The organism is Nostoc sp. ChiQUE02, from assembly GCF_034531305.2.
GTDB lineage: Bacteria > Cyanobacteriota > Cyanobacteriia > Cyanobacteriales > Nostocaceae > Nostoc.
Map to the genome: position 1 here is coordinate 222254 of NZ_JAVRBN020000010.1, position 21720 is coordinate 243973.

At 41.0% G+C, this 21720-nt stretch carries 19 protein-coding genes; 9 read left to right on the top strand and 10 right to left on the bottom strand.

The genetic code is table 11. From position 1 onward, the window contains the following. Positions 1–95: 95 nt before the first annotated feature. The 3 genes from RM347_RS13705 to RM347_RS13715 form a co-directional block, all read right to left on the bottom strand. Entirely contained in the window at positions 96–599 is a 504-nt protein-coding gene (locus RM347_RS13705) for a putative molybdenum carrier protein (RefSeq protein WP_322718632.1), read from the bottom strand. 46 nt (positions 600–645) lie between these two features. Further along, on the bottom strand, positions 646–2160 hold the full coding sequence (locus tag RM347_RS13710) for an acyl-CoA synthetase (protein WP_322718631.1): 1515 nt from the start codon (positions 2158–2160) through the stop codon (positions 646–648). A gap of 226 nt (positions 2161–2386) precedes the next feature. Beyond that, a complete protein-coding gene (locus RM347_RS13715) occupies positions 2387–3367 on the bottom strand; it encodes a magnesium transporter CorA family protein (RefSeq protein ID WP_322718630.1) in 981 nt (326 codons plus the stop codon). An 80-nt stretch (positions 3368–3447) separates the two neighbouring features. Between RM347_RS13715 and RM347_RS13720 the strand changes: the two genes are divergently transcribed. Continuing rightward, positions 3448–3600: a hypothetical protein gene (locus tag RM347_RS13720; RefSeq protein ID WP_428850552.1), complete on the top strand. Its 153-nt coding sequence runs from the start codon at positions 3448–3450 to the stop codon at positions 3598–3600. Between the two features lie 135 nt (positions 3601–3735). Here RM347_RS13720 and RM347_RS13725 read toward each other — a convergent pair whose 3' ends face one another. After that, positions 3736–5796, bottom strand: a complete 2061-nt coding sequence (locus RM347_RS13725; protein ID WP_322718629.1) for a tetratricopeptide repeat protein — start codon at positions 5794–5796, stop codon at positions 3736–3738. Between the two features lie 380 nt (positions 5797–6176). Between RM347_RS13725 and RM347_RS13730 the strand changes: the two genes are divergently transcribed. Further along, the gene (locus RM347_RS13730; RefSeq protein ID WP_322718628.1) at positions 6177–7034 is read left to right on the top strand and encodes a hypothetical protein; all 858 of its coding nucleotides are present in this window, start codon (positions 6177–6179) and stop codon (positions 7032–7034) included. A 166-nt stretch (positions 7035–7200) separates the two neighbouring features. On the opposite strand, the gene RM347_RS13735 is transcribed toward RM347_RS13730, so the two are convergent. Next, positions 7201–9057 carry an aspartate kinase gene (locus RM347_RS13735; RefSeq protein ID WP_322718627.1) on the bottom strand — a complete coding sequence of 619 codons (1857 nt, stop codon included), beginning with the start codon at positions 9055–9057 and terminating at the stop codon, positions 7201–7203. 122 nt (positions 9058–9179) lie between these two features. After that, a complete protein-coding gene (locus RM347_RS13740) occupies positions 9180–9749 on the bottom strand; it encodes a Uma2 family endonuclease (protein ID WP_322718626.1) in 570 nt (189 codons plus the stop codon). A 695-nt stretch (positions 9750–10444) separates the two neighbouring features. On the opposite strand from RM347_RS13740, the gene RM347_RS13745 reads away from it, so the two are divergent. The 3 genes from RM347_RS13745 to RM347_RS13755 are packed head-to-tail and all read left to right on the top strand — an operon-like array spanning position 10445 to position 11249. Continuing rightward, complete coding sequence (locus tag RM347_RS13745) at positions 10445–10579, top strand: hypothetical protein (RefSeq protein WP_322718625.1); 135 nt, start codon at positions 10445–10447, stop codon at positions 10577–10579. Between the two features lie 40 nt (positions 10580–10619). Then, positions 10620–10877: a DUF433 domain-containing protein gene (locus tag RM347_RS13750; protein WP_428850553.1), complete on the top strand. Its 258-nt coding sequence runs from the start codon at positions 10620–10622 to the stop codon at positions 10875–10877. Positions 10878–10886: 9 nt separating this feature from the next. Beyond that, positions 10887–11249 (top strand): DUF5615 family PIN-like protein, encoded by a 363-nt coding sequence (locus RM347_RS13755; RefSeq protein ID WP_322679134.1) that lies wholly within the window; start codon positions 10887–10889, stop codon positions 11247–11249. A gap of 143 nt (positions 11250–11392) precedes the next feature. Here the strand turns inward: RM347_RS13755 and RM347_RS13760 are convergent, their stop codons facing one another. The 4 genes from RM347_RS13760 to RM347_RS13775 form a co-directional block, all read right to left on the bottom strand. Then, positions 11393–13699: a tetratricopeptide repeat protein gene (locus RM347_RS13760; RefSeq protein WP_322718624.1), complete on the bottom strand. Its 2307-nt coding sequence runs from the start codon at positions 13697–13699 to the stop codon at positions 11393–11395. A 60-nt stretch (positions 13700–13759) separates the two neighbouring features. Beyond that, positions 13760–14137, bottom strand: coding sequence for a hypothetical protein (locus tag RM347_RS13765; protein ID WP_322718623.1), 378 nt, complete (start codon positions 14135–14137; stop codon positions 13760–13762). Positions 14138–14299: 162 nt separating this feature from the next. After that, positions 14300–14689, bottom strand: coding sequence for a Tudor-knot domain-containing protein (locus RM347_RS13770; protein WP_322718622.1), 390 nt, complete (start codon positions 14687–14689; stop codon positions 14300–14302). Positions 14690–14946: 257 nt separating this feature from the next. Then, entirely contained in the window at positions 14947–15888 is a 942-nt protein-coding gene (locus RM347_RS13775) for a lysylphosphatidylglycerol synthase domain-containing protein (RefSeq protein ID WP_322718621.1), read from the bottom strand. Positions 15889–16025: 137 nt separating this feature from the next. Between RM347_RS13775 and RM347_RS13780 the strand changes: the two genes are divergently transcribed. From RM347_RS13780 to RM347_RS13795, 4 genes are all read left to right on the top strand, one after another. Beyond that, the gene (locus RM347_RS13780; RefSeq protein WP_322718620.1) at positions 16026–17015 is read left to right on the top strand and encodes an alpha/beta hydrolase; all 990 of its coding nucleotides are present in this window, start codon (positions 16026–16028) and stop codon (positions 17013–17015) included. Positions 17016–17140: 125 nt separating this feature from the next. After that, positions 17141–18043 (top strand): alpha/beta hydrolase, encoded by a 903-nt coding sequence (locus RM347_RS13785; protein ID WP_322718619.1) that lies wholly within the window; start codon positions 17141–17143, stop codon positions 18041–18043. An 88-nt stretch (positions 18044–18131) separates the two neighbouring features. Beyond that, the gene (locus tag RM347_RS13790) at positions 18132–19805 is read left to right on the top strand and encodes a phosphatidylglycerol lysyltransferase domain-containing protein (RefSeq protein ID WP_322718618.1); all 1674 of its coding nucleotides are present in this window, start codon (positions 18132–18134) and stop codon (positions 19803–19805) included. Between the two features lie 658 nt (positions 19806–20463). Beyond that, positions 20464–21663, top strand: a complete 1200-nt coding sequence (locus RM347_RS13795) for a hypothetical protein (protein ID WP_322718617.1) — start codon at positions 20464–20466, stop codon at positions 21661–21663. Positions 21664–21720: the final 57 nt, after the last annotated feature.

Consider the following 21720-nt stretch of genomic DNA (forward strand, 5'->3'; position numbering starts at 1 on the left):
AACCAGTTAAAACAATCCCTAATTCAAAACATTGCACGCATATCTTGGGCTGCTTGATTGTGTTTCACAATAGCGATCGTCAGTTAATAAAAAACCTACGACATAGATTTCTCATACAAACTTTGAAGAGTATTGGTGACGAAGTTACCAACCTCACTTTCTTCTGATTCACGTGAGCCTGCAACATTTAACACACGAACATTATGTTTTTGTAGAAATTCCAATAGTTGAATGTAAGGTTCCAAAGCATTATTCAACTTCACTAAATGAATCCAAGGTTTCTTGTATTTCTTAGCACATGATAATGTCCGCAATGATCCTTTTATAAGTTGTGGAGCTATGGTGAATATCACAGTGGCATCAGAATCTCGTACATTCAAATCTGTTCGCTCTTCATATACAGACGATGATGTTTCCTTTAATGTGTACTTTGGTTCAATAACTCCATCTTCTGCTAAACGACCTTTTGGACACCATCCACTGTGGGGAATATTATGCTTAATTGCCCAATCAAGAGCTGCACGATCGGCTCCTGTTTGACCCCCTGATATAATCAATTCAACTGACCAAGGTTTGTAACGAACGATTTTATCCGACATAACACAACCCCGAAAAGGAAAACTGTCAAAAAACTCATACGCAATTTCAGCTTGAGCGAAATAGCTCAACCACTGTCGGCTTAGTCACTTTCCCCATCGCGTTGCGTGGTAATTCTTCAAGTGTCAGAATTTGGGTTGGCACTTTATAGACAGCTAATCGCTCTTTTGCCCAACTCCTAAAAGATTCTAATGTTAAAGGTTGTGACCCTTGCAATACTAACGCGGCGCACACCCGTTCACCCCACTCTAAATCAGCAACCCCAACCACTGCACATTCCTGAATATCTGGATGCGATCGCAGCACTTCTTCAATTTCTAAAGCTGAAACTTTATACCCTCCGGTTTTGATGATATCCACACTCATCCGTCCCAGAATCCGGTAGTTGCCGTTCTCGACTACGGCGGTATCTCCAGTACAAAACCAGCCATCTTGAAAGGCTTTGGCGGTTGCTTGGGGATTTTGCCAATATTCTAGAAACACTCCGGGCCCTTTAACTTGGATTTCTCCTGATGTTCCTGCTGGGACTAACTCTCCGTTCTCATCCACTAATCTTACTTCAACATCAGGTAGAGGCTTTCCTACATATCCAGACAACCGTTCACCGTGTAAAGGGTTCGATAACGCCATGCCGATTTCTGTCATGCCATAGCGCTCAAGCAGAAAATGACCGCTGATAGTCTGCCACTTTTCTAAAACTTGAACCGGTAATGCTGCCGAGCCAGAAACCATCAGGCGCATTTTAGCACAACCTTCAGACATCCTTTTTTGGCGTTCCTTAGAGGCAGTTTCCCAAGCAGCAATCAGCTTTACATAAATTGTTGGTACTGCCATAAATAGGGTTAAGTCACCGTCACAAATTCGATTCCAAACGGTTTCGGCATCAAACTTGCTTAACATCTGACACTCCGCGCCAGCCCATAAAGCACAAGTTAGTACGTTAATAATCCCATGAATATGATGTAGTGGCAGGATATGCAAAATGCGATCGCGCTGCGTCTTTGCAGGAGAATCGCTAGATTTCCATTCCCAAGCGGTGATTAAGCTAGTCACTTGCGCTTGAATATTTTGATGGGTTGTAACTACACCCTTCGGTTTACCTGTTGTACCGCTAGTGTAGAGAATTAAGGCGCGTCTAGTGATATCTACTTCTGGGAGACGACCAATATTAGATGGGAGCCTTTCTGAGGTGAGAATAAATCTCAGATTGTGGTCTTGGGCGAGCGATCGCAATATCCCCTCAAAATTAGGATGAGCAACAATAATCGATGCTCCAGAATTAGTGATTACATACTCCAATTCTGGTCGCGGGTGGGAAATACACAAAGGTACAGCTATGCCACCAGCACGCCAAATTCCCCATTGAGTGGCTACATACTCAAACCCAGGCGGGATGAGAAAGGCAACTCGCTGCTCCTGTAAATCTTCTGCATTCTTAAGAAGACCTGTTGCTATTTGACTGGAAGTGTGAAGCAAATCTCGATAGGTAAATGCTCCATCCGTTGTAGAGATTGCTATTTTATCGTTGTGTTCTTCAGCGCGAATAATCAATGATAGATTCACCTTTTTTACCGATTTAGGGTTGATTTAGTCTACTTAATGCAAGCATATAACAATTCCAAATTAGATGTGAATTTTCCTATTTCATCAATAGTGTTTAACTAAAAAATAGATAACTAATAAATATATTATGTAAAAAAAATTAAAGCTCAGATAAAACAATGTTGCTTGTATGATTACTGGGTACAAACCCTTTTAAATTATGAATTATAAATTAACTTGATAGATACTATAACCAACGTTGTTTTTTAGCATAAAGAATACTACCAATCACAATTGATGTCATCACGCATATCACAGCAGGATAAGCCCAAGCTTGATCCAATTCCGGCATATATTTGAAGTTCATACCATAGAAACCAGACATGAAAGTGATTGGTAAGAATATAGTCGAGAGAATAGTCAGGCGATTAATTCGTTCACCTGTTTTACTAGCAATATTATCACGTTGAATTTCCATTAATTCTGACATCCAGGCTCTCAGAGCTTGATATTCTTGCCAGAGTTTATCAACGTGATGAACCAATTCTTGATTGAATAGTTCCTTGACTGGTTGGGTGAGCCATTGGAAATCTTCGCTATCCATAATAGCCATAAGTGACTTGATGCTTTGAAAATTACGGCGTCCTGAACGAGTCGATTGCCTCATCGTAGCAATTTTTTTATATGTTAATTCATCACCAGAATTATCTAAAACCTCATCTTCTAAATCATCAAGTTTTCTAGAAATATACTCAAACACAGTATGGTAATTATTTAAAACCTCTTTAAAAATAAGATAAAAAACATAGTCAGTTCTCCATTTCTGAATATCTAGAGTTCGCTTTTGCAGATTATTAACTAAAATATTTAAAATTTTTAATTCAGTAATTTCAAAGGTAATAATAAAATTATTTCCAAGTACAATATTGCCACGTGCAACCTCAAACTCATGATTTTTTATTTTAGGAGTTAGGATTTCATAGCTGTCAAATAAACAATCTTCTACGTCTTCATCAATTCCTAGAGGGGAATGGTTGAAAATCATATTAACACGAGAAGGATTGAGACCAAAGTGCTTGATAATTTTGGCCGTTCCAGTCCGATCGCGGAATTGAATACAGCGCAACCAAATATTGTGAGAACTATCAATTTTTTTCAGTACCGTATCGACATCCCTACTGGTGAATAATTCCACGTTATTTTGAGAAAAAGTAAGGAGCATTAGCATATAGCCATCCTAATTGAGTCGTGAGAAAACACTGTGACTCATGTTGAGTGATAATTTATTTGACTATAACGACAGATAAAATGTCAAAGCTTAGGATTTCCGGTGGTGAATTGACATATTGGAATACGGTTGGTGTTAGTGGTATTTTACCCCGGAAGATCCCCCTAACCCACGCCAGTCGCTCCACTTGGGGAGACCCCAGACGCTCGTTCGCCCTTGGCGTCTCCCCTTAAAAAGGGGGGCTTAATTCCCTCCTTTTTAAGGAGGGTTAGGGAGGATCAAGCCTTAACCCAAGCTTAATGGAACATATTAGGCTAATAGTGTAAAAGGCATAGCCCTAAAACAGTATTACTGTATTGAGTCATAGCTCAATTTTTTTCTCTTTTCCCGGATTTAGGACGAGTAGTTGGCACCGATCCGAAATTATTTTGCAGAATTGCAATTTCCCTCTGTGCATCTTGATAACTATCTTGTTCCCCTTGCTGTTGGAATAGTTTTGCAGCTTTTTTGAAATCTGCGATCGCTCCCTGTTTATTTTTCTGCTTGGTGCGAATCACGCCTCGGTTATAGTAGGCTAAGGCATTGTTAGCATTAATTGCGATCGCTCGTGAATAATCCTGATTTGCAGCTTTTTTATTACCCAGTTCGAGATAAGCGTTACCACGGTTGTTGTAAGCTGCTACATTATTAGGATCTAGTTTCAGTGCTTCAGTGTAATCTTCAATAGCGCCTTTATAATCTCCGAAAGAAAAGCGGTGAATACCTCTGTGAATATAAGCTGCAACAAATTTAGGATCGATTTGTAAAATAGTGTTGTAATCTTCAGTGGCTTCGAGTTTATCTCCCAAATCGCTGTAAACATCACCACGATTCAGATAGGCTTCTATGTATTTGGGATTGATGTTAATTGCATCCGTGTAATCTTTAAGTGCTGCATATTTTTGTTTATTAATAGATTGAGTTAAACCCCTTTGATAATAAGCTTTGGCATCACTAGGATTAATCTTAATTACTGTATCAAAATCTTGGATTGCTCCAAGTCTTTGTCTGAGGCGGCGGCGGAGAATTCCGCGCTGTAGGTAGGCTTCGGTATACTGAGGTTTGAGAGCGATCGCTTTGCTAAAATCTCCAATTGCTCCTTTATTATCCTTCACTTGAGCACGAGCTAACCCCCGGCCATAGTAAGCATAAGCATTCTCAGAATTTAACTTAATTGCTTCGGTATAGTCAGCGATCGCTTCTTTATACTTGCCTAATTCAGAAAAAGCAAATCCTCGATCAAAATAAGCATTAGCATCTTGAGGATTGAGCAAAATTGCTTGACTAGAGTCTGCTTGTGCTTGCTCGTAGTCTCCTAATCGATAATAAGCATCGCCTCGCTTATTATAAGCCAGAGCGTTTTGCGGATCTAATTCAATAGCCTGATTGAAATCTTCAACTGCTCCTTCATAGTTTCCTGCCTCATATTTATTTAGGCCTTCTTGGTATAATTTCTGTTGAGCGTCACTTACAGCTTTTGGCAATCTCAATTGCCACGCTCCAATACCAAGTGCGATACAGCCAGCTACTCCTGTGAGAACTAGTAATAATTTTTTCTGATCCTGTTTTTGCTGCTCGTGCTCAACATTTTTTAACTTTTTCAGATCGTCTAAAACTTCGGTCGCATACTGGTAGCGCTTACGATAGTCAAAACGCACCATTTTATTAATAATTTTTGCTAATTTTCTGTTAACTTTTAGATTTTTGTTGCGCCAAACTATTTCACCAGTCAGTCGATTTTTCTGACTTCGCAAATTAGATATTTCGTTTGCAGGTAAACCTAGAAGTGCTGCGATCGCAACTATACCTAAAGCATATATATCGCTGTTATATTTGAGGTTGCCGTTAACTTGTTCTATAGGCATATATTCGCGATTTTCAACGGTATTAGTGATGGCTTCATTAGAAGTACCAAGATTAACCAAAACTAACTTTTTATCTGATTCCCGGCGAATAATATTTGTCGGTTTAATATCCCGATGAATCATGCCATAGCTATGTACAATCACCAAAATTTCTAATATCTCTGTTAAAAGATTAATTACTTGGTCTTCCCTCAGAGTTTGATCCTGGATAATTTCGTCACTTAAAGGATTACCAGGTATAAATTCTTGGACTATATAGAATTCTTCATCTTCTTCAAAATAAGCGATTAGCTTTTGAATTTTATCATGTTCCTGTCCTAGCTTTTCTAAAGTTGCTGCTTTACTGGCAAACAAGCGGCGCAGGATTATTAAAGTTTGAGGATTGCTACTAGGAGGACTTAACTGCTTTACTAAAAATTGGCTGCCAGGAAGATTAACATCTTCAACTAGATATGTTTTCCCCTTTTCCCCATCATTGAGAAGTTTTAGTATTCGATAATGTCCATTTAAGAAATGACTATTCATCAATATAAATATAGGTTTTATAAATTTTTTGATTATAGCTTACGTGTTATTACTGGTAATATTTATTTAAATAAATATTTATGAAAAAAACAATGCCATTTTGGCAGGTAAAAATATTAATTATTAGCTAATATTGTTCTGGATTAAAGGAATGTTACAAAAATAATACGGTTACATATTACCAGAATTGAGTAATATTTGTGCATTACACGAGACTCGATAAATTAGATAAGTATATAAAGGGGTTATTTTGCTCCTTATTCTTCAGCAATCCCACTCATGACACCTAATCTTAGAATGCGGTAGAAAAATAACAATTTGAATTATCTAGAACCCTATATAGAAGATTGAAAATTAACATCTTTAGGCAAAAAAAAGATTTGCCAGCCACCGCGAAGTGTCAATTGCTCAAGGCACTGAATCAACGCGACACGTCTGGCGTTAAGAGCTTGATTGTAAAGTGGCAACCCATTCTGGGATCAGAAAAGTTAACTAATTTGATTGTTAACGAGGTAATGCTCGAATGCGATTCTGACAGCCACAGTTGGTTTTGTCAAATTTTTCTTGGACAAGCGCAATATCAACAGATGGGGGAAAAAGCTCAAAGTAACGTCTTTCAAACCTTATTGGGTGCAGGTTTGGAACCTGGCAAAGACTTTAGCTTTGGTTCTGATAGCAGAATTATTATAAGCGATCGCGCCAAGCAAATCTTACTTAGCCAAGTGCCACAGGAGCATCGAGCATCATTTGAGGCACAGTTTGAGGCACAGTTAGAATCCTCGCTAGTCTTAGATCCAGTCACTACCATCGAACAGCAGTTAGGGTGTGCATTTTTTACCAATTTGACTGAGATTGCCATCCAACAGATGCAGGTACTAAGTAATTCCCAAGCAGCGGCTTATCTAGGAGTACTGTTGGCTGGATTAGTGTCGCGTCATCCTCAACTTAAGGATGTGGACTTTCCCACACGATTTATTTTCAATATTCTTCAAGAACTGTCTGAGGAACGAGCAATGCTAATCTTGAACGATCCAGAGACAAATCCCCAGTTTGATGAAATTATTATCTTTGGGCATTTATTAGCAGCAATGGGAGATAAAGAATATCACCGCATTGCAGACGAAGAAGGTGGTATCAGCCTCGAACAACTCAAAAAACTTGATTTAGTTTGGTGTGGTGAACGCCGACTTTCGGAAATAGTAGCCATGATGGAAAAATGGCATCCCAAAAATAGATAAGTAGGTTGGCGTAAATAATTGTCGTTGGCATAAGGCTGGGAGCAGGCTTGCCGTGAGCGTAGCCGAACGGGAGCAGGGGAAAAAGGGTTTGAGCCTTGTTTACTTTTCTTTACAGAGTTTGGTTTTATTGTGTCGACTTACTTAATCAGCAATTCAAAATTTAGTTCTACACTGGTACTACAAATTTCTCACTACCAGCCAGTTCAAAGGCGGCATGAATGGCTTGCAAAGCTTTAACACCTTGTTCTTGCGCCACGACACAGCTAATTTTTATTTCTGAGGTGGCAATCATTTGAATATTAATTTGGTGTTGGGCTAGGGCTTCAAACATTTTAGCGGCAACACCTGGGTGTCCTACCATACCTGCACCGACAATACTTACCTTAGCGATCGCACTATCTAAAACAACTTCACCCCATCCTAATTCTGCTGCTACTTGGGTAAGCATTTTTTTTGCACTTTCCCCGTCTATGCGTGAGACTGTAAAGGCAATATCTCGCCTGGGAATACTATCAATCACCCGACAGCGCTGAGATTGGATAATCATATCAACGCTAATATTATGTTTCGCTAATAGTCCAAACAGCTTTGCCGCCATCCCTGGACGATCTGGCAATTGGCGAATAGCAAGACGCGCTTGGTTCATATCGAGGGCGACGCCGCGAACGGGAGGACAATTAGGCAGGGGGGCAGAGGAGCAAAGGGGCAGAGGGAAATCTATGCATGGACTCTCCCCTGCTCCCCTGCTCCCCTGCTCCCCTGCTTCGATCTCAAAGGCGCTGCGGAGTGCGCTGACGGCGCGATCGCATTCGGCGGCATCGACTACACAACTTACTTTCACCTCGCTGGTGGAAATCATCTGGATGTTTACACCTGCTTCTGCTAGGGTAGCGAACATCTTCGCAGCCACACCAGGACGCCCAATCATTCCTGCGCCGGCGATGCTGACTTTGGCAATGTTATTTTCTACCATTACCTCGGCTTCGTCAGATTTGGGGTTAGATTGACTCCTCAGTGCTGGAGCGATCGCTGCTGCTACTGCTTCTGCCCGTTTTAATATTGGTGTGGTGACAGTAAAGGCAATGTCATTACTATTACCTTCATGAACTGACTGAATAATCAAATCTACGTCTACTTTTTGCCGGGAGATTTCGCCAAATAACCTTGCTGCCACACCTGGTTTATCGGGTACGCGCAACAAAGCAACCTTCGCTTGGTTAGTGTCAAATTCTACAGCATCCACCGGACGGGCAATTTCTAGATTGATTAGCGATCGCCCTTGGGGTTTGGCTGATGTCACCCAAGTACCGGGGGCATCTGTCCAGCTAGACCTAACTACAAGGGGAACACCATAGTTACGCGCAATTTCCACAGCGCGGGGATGCAGTACTTTTGCGCCCAAGCTAGCTAATTCCAACATTTCATTGCAGGTGATGGCATCCATCAACTGGGCTTCGGCAACTAAACGGGGGTCTGTAGTTAGAATCCCTGGAACATCTGTATAAATTTCGCAAAAATTCGCTCCTAATGCGGCTGCGATCGCCACTGCCGAAGTATCAGAACCACCACGACCCAAAGTCGTAATTTCCATCTCTCCGGCACTGGATATGCCTTGAAACCCTGCTACTACAACGACTTTGCCTGCATTTATGTGGCGACTGAGGCGAGTAGTTTCAATATGCAAAATCCGAGCGCGGCTGTGTTCAGCTTCAGTAACAATTCCTACCTGAGCGCCAGTCATGGAAATTGCGGGTTGTCCAAGTTCCTGCAAAGCCATGCTGAGTAAGGCGATGGTTACTTGTTCGCCAGTAGAAAGCAGCATATCCATTTCCCGGCGGTTAGGATTGGGAGAAATTTCATTAGCTAGTTTGACGAGTCCATCGGTGGTTTTGCCCATTGCCGAAACTACTACTACAAGGGAGTTTCCAGCATTAACAGTTTTATAAACGCGCTGTGCAACAGCTTGAATGCGTTCTACTGAACCGACAGATGTACCACCGTATTTCTGAACTATGAGCGCCATAACTTTTATGCAATCAATTGTGTCTGTTTTGCTCAATGCCTCCGCCGGGTTAGGAAGCCTTGAAGATATTAATAGATATTTAGTTTACTAAAAATTGTGTAGCATACCCAATCATGAGTTGATTATTCAAAAACCACATCTTCGTAAAGTGATGCCATTGTTTCCTCAAAATCCACGCTGTCGAGTCGAAATGATTGATGTTCTGCTGTATAGGATTGTAAAACCCACAACCCTTGCTCATTGCGGCGAAAACACTCGACTCTCTGACGTTTTGTATTAATTAAAACATACTCTTGCAGACTTTCCAGTGTTTGATAATCGGCAAATTTATCGCCTCGGTCAAAGGCTTCGGTAGAATTAGATAAAACTTCGACAATTAAACAGGGAAATCTTTTATAACCTGGCGTTTCTTGATCTCGTTGGTCGCTAGTAACCATCACATCGGGATAATAAAAGCGATTCAGAGATTCGATTCGGGCTTTCATGTCAGCGATGTAAACACGACAACCAGAGCCGCGCACATGATTACGGAGGAGAGCAAACAGGTTTCCCGCAATGGTAACGTGTGGATCAAGCGCTCCAGCCATTGCATAGATGTAGCCGTCTATATATTCATGCTTGATATTGCTCTGTTCCTCCATTTGGAGGTATTCTTCAGCAGTAAGGTAGTTTTGTTGGGGCGAGGCTATCATAGTTGAAACTTCAAGGTTTGAGTGATATTTATTGATGGCAAGTATACTTTATAATCCAATACGTTTCCGTTAAGGCAAGAGACGCAATAAAAGAGACGCGATAAATCGCCGTCTTTACAAGAATGAATTCTTTTGTAGAGACGGCGATTTATCGCGTCTTTAAGAGCGATGTCTCCGATGGTCACTGAGCCAAGTCGAAGTGCGGGCTACGCCTACGCCAGTTTTCGGCTCAATGATATACCAAAATGAATGCGTGAATTACTCTAATGAGTAAGCAAACTGGGGTTTGAGAAAGAAAAAGCAGCTTTTGCTTGCGTAAAACACTAAAATAAGAAAGAAAAAGTAGCTTTTGTTTGTGGAAAACACTAAAATGCGAAATTAAAAGCAGCTTTTGAAGAGGAAAAAGCAGCTTTTGTTTGTGGAAAACACTAAGATGCGAGATTAAAAGCAGCTTTTGAAGAAGAAAAAGCAGGTTTTGTTTGTGGAAAACACTAAGATGCGAGATTAAAAGCTGCTTTTGAGAAAGTAAAAGCAGCTTTTGCATAAGTAATCAGGCATTTTTACTTAACTCAATATGAATTTCAGTCTAGACGATACCTTTCCTTCGGAACGGTACGCGAACGCGATCGCACTTTTCAGTTTTATCACGGTACGCTTTGCACAAAACTAGCTTATTCTAAATTTTGGGAGAGGCGATGCCTGCGGTGATCACTGAGCTTGCCGAAGTGCGGGCTACGCCTACGCGTAGATTTGCACTCTACACAACGACACTGATGCACTCAGGATTTTATCTAAAAGGCGATCGCTTATGGGTTTACAATCAAAAATAAAGCGCTAGGCTTTACAATATCATCATTGCACCTCAGAGCGATGAAAAAGATTTTGGAGCGATCGTTTATGTTAGGTCTGGAGAGAATTACATTTGACCCTAGCATTATGGCTGGACAAGCTTGCATTCGCGGGATGCGGATTCCGGTTTCTTTAGTGGTAAATTTGGTAGCTCATGGAAAGCCTATAGAAGAAATTTTAGAAGAATATCCTGATTTAGAAGCAGAAGATATTCGTCAATCTCTTCTTTATGCAGCATGGTTGACTCAAGAACGGGTTTATACCTTCAAAAGTGCTTAACAAGTAATAATGAAGTTTTTGGCAGATATGGGAATTTCACTACGCACTGTAACTTGGTTGCGTGGTGCTGGTTATGATGTAGTGCATTTGCGCGATGAAGGTTTGCAAAGACTACCAGATGATGAGATTTTAATTAAAGCCCGTGCAGAAGGAAGAATTTTATTAACTATAGATTTAGATTTTGCCCAACTTTTAGCCGTAAGTGGGGAGAGTTTACCCAGTGTGATTTTGTTTAGGTTGGGGAACGAAAATTATGATGCAATTAATGAACGGTTGACGCAAGTTTTAAGTGAATGTCAGGAAGATTTAGAGTTAGGGGCAATTATTTCTGTAAGTAATGAAACTTTCCGAGTGAGGCGATTGCCTATATAACAATACGCTTGGGTTAAGGCTAAAAACTAAAACTGGCGTAGATTGGGGAGCCTCATTCTACCTCAGAGTTCAGAACAGGAAAGTCCGAGTTAAAGTGATCGCACTTTTCAGTTTTATCACGGTACGCTTTGCACAAAACTAGCTTATTCTGGATTTGGAGGGAGGCGATCGCGCAAATTTGCTAAATTCTCACCACACTTAACAGTCCAAGGATGGTTCACCCCTAATTGTTGCTTAAAAATCTCTAATGCTTGCAGATACAACGGTTCAGCTTCTACATAAAGTTCTTGCAAGTAGTAGAGTTTTGCCAGATTGTTGAGACTAAGGGCAAATAATGGATGTTTTTCTCCCAGCATCTGACGCCTGAGTGCTAAAGCTTGGATGTAAAGGGGTTCAGCTTCACCGTATCTGCCTTCGGAGTTGTAGAGATATGCTAAGTTGTTGAGACTAATGGCGACATCTGGATGTTCTTCTCCCAGCAGCTTGCGCCAGAGTGCCAAAGCTTGGATGTAAAGGGGTTCGGCTTCGCTGTATCTGCCTTGGGAACGGTAGAGTAACGCTAGATTGTTGAGGCTAATGGCGACATCTGGATGTTTCTCTCCCAGCAGCTTGCGCGTAAGTGCCAAAGCTTGGATGTAAAGGGGTTCGGCTTCGCTGTATCTGCCTTGGGAACGGTAGAGTACCGCTAGGTTGTTGAGGCTAGTGGCGATATCTGGATGTTCCTCTCCTAGCAGCTTGCGCGTAAGTGCCAAAGCTTGGATGTAAAGGGGTTCAGCTTCGCCGTATTTGCCTTGGGAGTTGTAGAGTGATGCTAGGTTGTTGAGGCTTTGTGCGACATCTGGATGTTCTTCTCCCAGCAGCTTGCGCCTGAGTGCCAAAGCTTTGATGTCAAGGGGTTCGGCTTCGCTGTATCTGCCTTGGGAGTTGTAGAGTAACGCTAGGTTGTTGAGGCTTTGTGCGACATCTGAATGTTCTTCTCCCAGCAGCTTGCGCCTGAGTGCCAAAGCTTGGATGTCAAGGGGTTCGGCTTCGCTGTATCTGCCTTGGGAGTAGTAGAGTAACGCTAGATCGTTGAGGCTAGTGGCGACATCTGGATGTTCTTCTCCCAAACGTTTTTTAGTAGCTTCTAGACACCTCTGATACCAAGGTTCAGCCTGAGTATATAATCCTTGACCATTGTAAAATCCAGCGTTGCCAACAAATGCCCAAATCAAATCATCATCGCTGATATATTCAATGAGATTATTCGCTACTTCAGCTATATGAGGTATGGCGAAGGAGACGGCGTTGATTTGTTCAAGGGTGGGTGTTTCAGGAATATCTTTGGCAACTGCTATCATTACCTTGCAAAGCGATCGCTTTAATTCCTCTCCCTTATCTAAACCTGTAAGCTTATATTGAAAAAACTCCCTTAGCAGTGGATGCAGTTGATAGATTCCCTCATCTTTGCGCTGTAGTAAATGCAGATTCAACAAGGTATGATCTCTAATTTCCTCTAAATCTTCGGTATCTTCCTCTGGTAAACACTGTTCTACCAACTTCCAAGGTATGGGTGCGGCTGCAAATAAACTCAATAAACAGCCCAATTGCTTATCGCTGTCCTCTAATTCTTGCCAACTCAACTCAAAGGCTGCTAATACACCTCGTTGTGCTGTCATGTCGGCTTCCGACTTAGATTTAAACAGAGAACGCTCATCTAGTCGCTTGTCCTCCAACCGCCGCAACATTTCTGCCAAAGATAAATCCTGTTTCCGCGCCAAATAGCGCCCCACTAATTCCACACCCAAAGGTAAATATCCCAGCCACTCACACAGATGCAATGCTACCAGTTCCCCGCGTGACCTCTCCCCTAACCCCTCTACCAGGGGAGGGGAATCAAACTCCCCCTTCCCTGCGAGGGAAGGAGGCTGGGGGGTTAGGTCATTCTCTTTTTCAATTCGTTCTACGCCAATAATTGACCTTAATAACTCCAGCGCCGCCTCTGGTTGCAGCACATCCAAAGATAACTGTGCGATGCGTCCCAACTTCTGGCGCGTAGTCATCAGCACTTTAAACCGAGAAGGTAGTGACTGTAAGTAAGGCTTAACTTCTTCGTAGTCGCTGACATCATCCAACACTAGCAGCACATCACCCTCACGCCAACGCCGCCAACAGTATTGCACTTGGGCGAGTAAATCAAAATCTTCTGGCGGCTTTAAATCAAGCTGCGTTCTGGCAAACTGCACAACTTGAATACCGACATCCCCAGTTTTTGCCAGCAACCAGCAAAGCCCACCGTTGTATATTTCGCGCTTGTTGATGGCATATTGCAGGGCGAGTTCTGTTTTCCCGACTCCACCCATCCCAGCGATCGCAGCAATGGCTACTTGTTTATTATCCTGCAAAAGTTGGTGGAGTTTTTGCAATTCCTTTTCACGTCCGACAAATTCCACCACCCCACTCAGGGGCAAATTTTGCGGTATTTCAGTAGAGGGATTTGACTTTACCCGTTCCCCTTCAGGCGACTGTAGTCAGAAGTTAAAGGTATTGCCAGAAATGGTATTAGTTCCACCTTTAATATTTATCCCCTGCCAATTTTCAATAATAGTGTTCGTCAGTTGAGGTTGTGCCTCATTGGCTACAGCTTCCACAGCTTGAGCAATCTCAGGATCTTTCTTCGCCGCTTCTTCTACCTGCTGCCCAATGAGATAAGCTTGGCCATAATCTAAAGGTTGTGTTTTAGCCAGTTCTATAGCACTCGCCGTGCTAGGTTCCTTGCGTTTCAGCAGAACTAACAACTTTTCGCCCTCGTTCCAAGCCTTTTCGCCGATGATTTCACCAGTTTTTTCAAAGGCTTTGATGATTACCAAGGTTGCGATCGCAGCTGCTGTCAGTGATACTGGCTCCATAAGTTTGCCAAAGTATACGAGATTTTACTTATGGTTCTCAGTCTAACAGTCTCTAAACACGTAATGGAGAGCAAATAGCAGAATAAATGTATAAAACAATTTAAGGGACGACTCCAACAGGTGAAATCGTCCCTTTAAACTTAAATAAAACTGAGATATTCTTTATCTGCTTACTCTGGAAGGTTCAACCCACTCATCCCAAGAGCTATCGTAGCCATCATAAGTAATTTTATAAAGATTATTATCAACTTCTAAAACCTGCCCTTGATACCATTTACCCTTCCACAGAATTCTCACTGAGTCTCCAACTTCAAATGATGCCCGAAAGCGTGCAGTGCTAACCCATTCATCCCAGGAACTATCATAACCATCGTAGGTAATATAGCACTTGTCATCATTAACATTAAGTACCGTTGCCGGATACCATGTTTGCTTCCAAAGAACCTCAGCCTTTTGTCCCACAGAACAGGGTGAAGCAGCAAAAGCACTGGGGATTAATGTTCCTACCCAAGTTGCCATAAAGATGGCACCAAACAATACTTTGTTTTTCATCGTTTTTCTCTCCTCAAATAGTAAAACCAAATTTTGATTAGAATTTATGGAAATCTAATTCAAAATTTGTAACTCACTCCTACTATTTTTATGGAATTAGATTAGCGATCGCCTCAGCAAAAATTATGAATTTATGTCGCACTATGTGAAGTAGCGCCGGAGGATTCCGCATTTAAAATTAACAGTAGTTCCCAATTTTACAGATTGGATATCAATGTATAGTAGTGGTTATACTAAACCTGAACTTCACAGTTTATTCATTTTTGCAAATTCCCTGCTCTAAATCGCATTTCATAAAGTCCTAGCAAACTTGATGCTACTAGCAAAGGCCAGAAATAATAGACTCCCCGATAAGCTAAGATTGATCCCAAAATTGCCGCAGCAGAAACTTTTGAGGAGAGAATCAGCAAAATTATAGTTTCAAATACTCCCAAACCACCAGGGACGTTACTAACAACGCCTGCAAACATCGCTAGTAAGTAAATTCCCAAAAAGTCTGGATAGGACAAAGATATATTCGTAGGAAGCAAAGCATAAAGAACTGCTGCTGCCAAAATCCAATCAAGACTAGAAATTGCTATTTGAGCCAGGGATATTTTAAAGGAAGGAAATCGAAATTCTTGTCCGCGAATTGTTAACGGTTGTTTAATAAAAATACTTCCAATTAAATAGATAGCAACCAATAACAGAAAAATTACGCCGATGGGACGCACAGTAGCAAAAGGTAAATGTAATTGAGTGGGAATTTTGAGGGGGTTGATGAGGAACAAAAAACCTGCAACGGCAAACATCCCCAACCAAAAAGTAAAATTAGCGAAAGCAATTACTTGAGCGATCGCAACTGCTGATACTCCCCAATTAGCATAAAATCGATAACGGATAGCACTGCCAGTCAGTAAGGCAAAACCTATAGTATTACTAAACGCAGAGCTAATAAAGCTGGTTAAAGCAATCTTGTTCCAGTTTAGGGAACGATTAATGTAACTAAAACCCAAAATATCATACCCAATCATCACTAGATAGCCCAAAACCGTCAGCCAAATTGCCCAGCTTAAGCGGCTTTTGGGAATAGCAGCTAGAGAGTTGAGGATATCACGATAATTATACTCACGCAATTCGTTAGCGATCGCCCACAGGGAAAGCACCAGCAGCAACAAGCCAAACAGCGTGCTGAAATTGAGTCGCAGCTTTTGAAACATCGTGCAGAAACTTATCTTAACTTTTGACTTTTAATGTACAACCAGTCGTAAAATTTCCATCCTATTGACACAGCATTGACAAATTACTTGCGTAAACTTGATGGTTGCCAATACTGACTGCCTAATGCCCTTCAAAGATGAACTATAAACAATCAAAAATTCTCTTGCTATTTTCAGTATTAACCCTAGTTAGCTGTAATTTCTCCCAAAGTGTCGTAGCAAAACCATCACAACACCAGGATTTACAAACAACCCCTTCCGTTCTTCCAACCCAGTCCAATACTAGCAACTCAGCTACTTTCCTAACCTATAAAATTGAAATTTACGATAGTCATGTAATGGGTGTAATTCGCACTTACGGTGTTTCTTTACCCCCTGGTTATGAGCAAAACCCAAAACAAAGCTATCCTGTAATCTTTCTCCTCCACGGTGGACATGGTAACCCCACTGATTGGTTTATTCAAAACAAGGGACAAGCTCTCAAGACTGTAGAACAACTTTATACTACAGGTAAGTTGCCACCCAGCATCATCATCACACCAGATGGCAACGACAAACGTGGCTCTAGTCCCTACCGAGACCCCGAATATATCGATGGCCCTAACGGTAAAATCTCTACAGCCGTGGGGGATGAGTTAGTAAAAGTTGTGCAAAGCCGTTATCGGACACTAAACAATCCAGATTTTTGGGCAATAGGTGGTTTATCTTCTGGTGGTTGGGGTGCAGTTAATGTGGGATTACACAACCTGGATCATTTCTCAATTTTATTTAGTCATAGTGGTTATTTTCAGGATAAAAGCGGGCCCATAAATAGCCCAATAACTTATATCAAAACCATTCCCTTACAAGCTCAAAAAAGATTGCGGATATACTTAGATTCAGGTAAATCAGATACTGAAGAAATCGACGAAGCTAAACGATTTACTGAAGTACTAAACAAACTCAAAATTTATAATTTATTTCGTCAGTTTCCTGGCAGCCACACTTGGCAATACTGGCGGGAACATTTAGCCGATTCTTTGACCTTTGTGGGTGAACAATTTCGAGTTGCTGAAATAGCACATAAGGCTGATAAGTTAGGTGTAAATCAGAAAAAAATACTCAAAATAACTAGAAATTTACATTAGAAATAATACTAACTTGTAAAACTGTTGATATTGAAACGTTAATGTGGAAAACTCTGCTGTAATCTTTCAGCAGATTAACTATAGTAACTTTTAATGGAGGTGGTTTTTTTAAACGCTAAAATAATATGAAGATTTCTAAATTTTTAATTAGCTTGGTAGGAGCGATCGCACTCTTCACTACTGCTGGTTATTATTATGTATTCATCTTAGGTGCGCCACAACTAGACCCACCCCCAAAAGTGGCAAATACTGGGCTAAAGTTTCAATTAGCAACCTTCAACTCCCAAGCGATGGGTGCAGTCCGCAACTACGGCGTGATTTTACCCCGTGACTATAACAAAAATCTGCAAAAGCGTTACCCCGTGATATTCTTACTGCACGGTGGTCATGATAATGCCCGCGCTTATGCTGATAAATATGCAGTTTTAGATGTACTGCATGAACTTTATCGAAGTGGAAAATTACCGCCATCGATTGTGATTACACCTGATGGTAATGATAATCGCGGTTCCAGTCCTTTGTATGATCCTGATTATTTTGATGGGCCGAATGGGAAAGTAGGAACTTTGATTGGTTCGGAATTAGTACAAGTTGTCAAGTTGCGCTACCGCACTTTAGAAGAACCGCAGTTTTGGGCGCTGGGAGGTCTGTCTTCTGGGGGATGGGGGGCTTTTAATATCGGGTTACGCTATCTTAACAACTTCCACATCCTGTTTAGCCATAGCGGTTACTTTACCGATAATAGCGGTTCAGAAAATAGTCCCCAACAAATCGTGCAACAGCTACCACCTCAAGATAGGAAGCGATTGCGTATTTACTTGGATGCAGGTTTGAACGATACTAATTTGCTGGCTTCTACCAAAGCCTTCAACGAAACCTTAAATAAATTAAGCATTGCTCACGTATTTTATGCGTTTCCAGGAGGTCATGGTTTGTCTGGTGCAGATGTAGGCTGGAACTACTTCCACAAGCATCTTAAAGATTCGCTGTCGTATGTAGGGGAACAGTTTAAAAAAGCTAGGAGTTAAGAGTTTTAACGCCAAAACTAATGACTAATACTTCTCTACGAGACGCACTCGCGTTCGCTCAGTACAAGTGACTAATAACTAATAACAAATGAATAATAATAAATTAAAAACTCAGATTGGACTTTGGAGTGCAGCTTTCCTTACAGGTTTAGTCGGAGTAGTAAATTTGTTGTCAGCAGTGACACCTAACTTGTATGGGCGGACTCACTGGTTGAAGGAGTTTTTACCGTTTGAAATTCGTGCCACTGGTCATATATTTGCAGCGCTGACGGGGTTTATTTTACTCACACTTGCTACTAACTTATTACGCCGAAAAAGAATAGCCTGGTTACTGACCATTGGTTTACTAGTAATTTCCATATTCAGCCATTTGCTCAAGGGATTGGACTATGAAGAAAGTCTACTCTCTGGGGTTTTGCTGGTGCAATTAATTTTGATGCGCCATTTTTTCACGGCGCAATCAGACCGTCCTTCGATCGCACGGGGAGTTCGAGTGCTGATAGGCGCTTTACTATTCACCCTGGCATACGGAACTATTGGTTTTTACTTGTTAGACGACAAATTTTCCGAAAACTTTAATTGGCGTGAAGCTGTACTTCAGACTTTAGCGATGTTCTTCACTGAGGATAATTTGGGACTGCAACCAAAAAGCCGATTTGGAGAATTTTTTGCTAATTCTATATATGTTATTGCCGCAGTTACTATTACGTATGCAATAGTAATGCTGTTGCAACCTGTGTTTTGGCGAAATTTAGCAACTGCAAATGAGCGGCAAAGAGCTAAAGAAATTGTCGAGCAATATGGACGTTCTTCTTTAGCAGCGTTCACACTCTTAAATGATAAAAGTTATTATTTCAGTCCTTCGGGTAATAGTTTAATTGCCTATGTTCCCAAGGGAAGGGGTGCGATCGCCTTAGGAGATCCCATAGGCCCCATTGAAGACCGCAAAGAGACAATTATTGCTTTCTGGCAGTTTTGCCAGCGTAATGACTGGTATCCTGGTTTTTACCAAACTTTGCCCGATGATGTTGAGCTTTACAAGTCGTTGGGGTTTAAAGTACTCAAGATTGGCGAAGAAGCGATCGTTGACCTGAAAAGTTTTACGTTACAAGGTAAAGCCGGCAAAAATTTTAGACCATCAATCAATCGTTTAACTAAGCTAGGATACCAAATCGACTTTTACCAACCACCCATCGCCAATGCTTTGTTGCACCGACTCAAACCTGTGAGTGATGAATGGTTAAAAATGGTACAAGGTTCGGAAAAACACTTTTCTTTGGGTTGGTTTGACGAAGCTTATCTGCGAGAGTGCGAGATTGCTGTGGTGCATAATCCCGAAGGTCAGATCAGCGCCTTTGCCAACATTGTCCGGGAGTACCAACTCAACGAAGCGACCATTGACATGATGCGACACCTCCCGTCTATTGAAAATGGCACAATGGACTTTCTTTTTATTTCCTTGCTCCAGCATTTTAAAGATTGTGGCTATGACAGCTTTAATTTCGGTCTTTCTGCCCTTGTGGGAGTTGGAGACAACCCCGAATCACGCCGCTTAGAGAGAGTATTGCACTATCTTTACGAGCATTTGAATCGCTTCTACAACTTCAAGGGACTGCACGCCTACAAAGACAAATTCCGCCCTTGTTGGGAACCGCGTTACTTGGTTTACCCCAGTTTAGCTGCCTTACCCGATGTAGTTGTGGCATTGATTCGCGCAGATTCAGGCGATCGCCTCTTCGATTATTTCAAACCCGGAGCGTAAATGCGCTGACTCAAAAAATTCGCAATGATTTTGACCTACGCCTACGCCAGAAGCAGCCGCCGCGATAAAATAACATCTTCGCACAGACAAGTATCTGACTCTATCGCAAGCATAACGAATTTATACAAACTTACTTAAGGACGCAAAGCTTAGAAAGCATCGATTTTGGCGTTATTCAGCAGTATGGTAGAAGTCGTTAATAACACCATAACACCTCATTGCAGAGCCGATATCTACCAGGGGCTATGCCTACACAACTTGGCTTTCTTGTGATACAATTGTACTATAAAGGAATATCTGGTGAGTATACAACGCGAAGTTTACCAGGCGATGCCCAAAGTTTGTAGTAAATGAACGCCATAGTAGCTATAGGACTCCGATTTGATTTTTGAAAAAATACTGAGACTGAAAAGCCCGTTTTATCAGGGTTTTATCTGAAATCTTGTTCAGAGATCAGATATGAGTCCTATAGTTCGTGAATGCAATCATGAATACACAATATTTGTATGGTATATGCCAACTTTAGTATTTTGGCATCAATTTATTGTGTGTTTGCCCTTCAATTTTACACGGTGATAACAGCTTATTTTAAAAGAGTAATAAACCTTATTAACCGTGGTTTAAAAATATTTTCGACCTTTATCTGGAAGGTAGCAATATGACGAATAATAAAATTTATCTGGTAGAACTAATCCAACTTCTTGCACAATATCGCAACAATATTATTGTCAATATCAAACACCTACAAGAACATTATCAAAGGACAGGTATCAAGCGTGTTAAAGGTGTGAGAAACGAAAATGGAGAACTGCTTCAACCTTGGTTGCAAACAGAAAATATTGATAATGCTGAGTATGTTGGTATGGGCGAGTTTCAGTTTAATCGCAATACTGCTACTATCAATATGCTTATCAAACATAAAGTCAAACTTGCCAAATTTGAAGACCAAACCCCCACTATTGAGGTAGCAGGTTTGCTAGTAAATGACCTCAATAGCTTTAATAATTATACAATTGTCAGTAATGGTAAAATAAACGTCAAGTCTTTACAAGTCAAAATCAGCAGTAAAAAAGCTTTTGACTTGCTCAAAGAAAAGGGTGTGTTGAATGCAGAAAATTTTGACTTCCGTGCTGAACATACCATTCAGTTAGATAACTTGCCGCTTGTAGCTGTTAATAGTCGTTACAGCAGCATTGATGGATTATTCAACGAACTAGCAGAAATTAAGGTACTTACTAGTATTATTTCTGCTCACTTAAGAAAGGAGTCAGATGTATTTGTAGCAGCACAGTTAGATGAGTTTAAAAATCACTATCTGTCTAAAAATGTTTACATCAACTTTCCTACAACTAATGAATACACAGACATCCATGAAGCTTTACTTAATGGTACTCTTGACTCAAGATTGAGCTATAAAATTGACATCGGTAGTCAAGATATTCTGAACCTGAGTAAGTTTCCTTCTGCCAACAAATTTCTGAATAGAATGTATCGTCTTTATGATAAATTCACTGGAGAAATTATCATAAAGCCTAGTTTTGAGATGGCATTAAATCAGAATCTCGCTTTTAGGCACAGGCTACTCTCATCACGCACCAAGATTACGAAAGTTGACGAGTTAATGAAACCAATTTTTGATGATTTTCTTGGGCTTGAGCAAAATGGTATAGTCGTAGATATTCTTAAGAAAGTTGGTGCTGATAGTTTGGCGCAGTTATTGCAAGATAAACAAGCTGGTAAGCAAATCAGCAAAGAGGAAATGGTTGCAGCTTTAACGGCAGCAAATACCAAGCTAGAACAATATGTAGAAAATATCTACCAAGATAAGATATCTCCCTTAGGGCGTGTCATCAATTGAGCCAGATGACAGAAGCAGCCAGATAAATTGCACCTAGAAAGTTGGTTGCCCGTTTAT

What these genes read in the sequence shown, in the direction of transcription:
- RM347_RS13705 (WP_322718632.1), bottom strand. Translation starts at nt 599, where the DNA reads ATGTCGGATAAAATCGTTCGTTACAAACCTTGGTCAGTTGAATTGATT.
- RM347_RS13715 (WP_322718630.1), bottom strand. Translation starts at nt 3,367, where the DNA reads ATGCTAATGCTCCTTACTTTTTCTCAAAATAACGTGGAATTATTCACC.
- RM347_RS13720 (WP_428850552.1), top strand. Translation starts at nt 3,448, where the DNA reads ATGTCAAAGCTTAGGATTTCCGGTGGTGAATTGACATATTGGAATACG.
- RM347_RS13725 (WP_322718629.1), bottom strand. Translation starts at nt 5,796, where the DNA reads ATGAATAGTCATTTCTTAAATGGACATTATCGAATACTAAAACTTCTC.
- RM347_RS13735 (WP_322718627.1), bottom strand. Translation starts at nt 9,057, where the DNA reads ATGGCGCTCATAGTTCAGAAATACGGTGGTACATCTGTCGGTTCAGTA.
- RM347_RS13740 (WP_322718626.1), bottom strand. Translation starts at nt 9,749, where the DNA reads ATGATAGCCTCGCCCCAACAAAACTACCTTACTGCTGAAGAATACCTC.
- RM347_RS13745 (WP_322718625.1), top strand. Translation starts at nt 10,445, where the DNA reads ATGCCTGCGGTGATCACTGAGCTTGCCGAAGTGCGGGCTACGCCTACG.
- RM347_RS13750 (WP_428850553.1), top strand. Translation starts at nt 10,620, where the DNA reads ATGAAAAAGATTTTGGAGCGATCGTTTATGTTAGGTCTGGAGAGAATT.
- RM347_RS13755 (WP_322679134.1), top strand. Translation starts at nt 10,887, where the DNA reads ATGAAGTTTTTGGCAGATATGGGAATTTCACTACGCACTGTAACTTGG.
- RM347_RS13765 (WP_322718623.1), bottom strand. Translation starts at nt 14,137, where the DNA reads ATGGAGCCAGTATCACTGACAGCAGCTGCGATCGCAACCTTGGTAATC.
- RM347_RS13770 (WP_322718622.1), bottom strand. Translation starts at nt 14,689, where the DNA reads ATGAAAAACAAAGTATTGTTTGGTGCCATCTTTATGGCAACTTGGGTA.
- RM347_RS13775 (WP_322718621.1), bottom strand. Translation starts at nt 15,888, where the DNA reads ATGTTTCAAAAGCTGCGACTCAATTTCAGCACGCTGTTTGGCTTGTTG.
- RM347_RS13780 (WP_322718620.1), top strand. Translation starts at nt 16,026, where the DNA reads ATGAACTATAAACAATCAAAAATTCTCTTGCTATTTTCAGTATTAACC.
- RM347_RS13785 (WP_322718619.1), top strand. Translation starts at nt 17,141, where the DNA reads ATGAAGATTTCTAAATTTTTAATTAGCTTGGTAGGAGCGATCGCACTC.
- RM347_RS13790 (WP_322718618.1), top strand. Translation starts at nt 18,132, where the DNA reads ATGAATAATAATAAATTAAAAACTCAGATTGGACTTTGGAGTGCAGCT.
- RM347_RS13795 (WP_322718617.1), top strand. Translation starts at nt 20,464, where the DNA reads ATGACGAATAATAAAATTTATCTGGTAGAACTAATCCAACTTCTTGCA.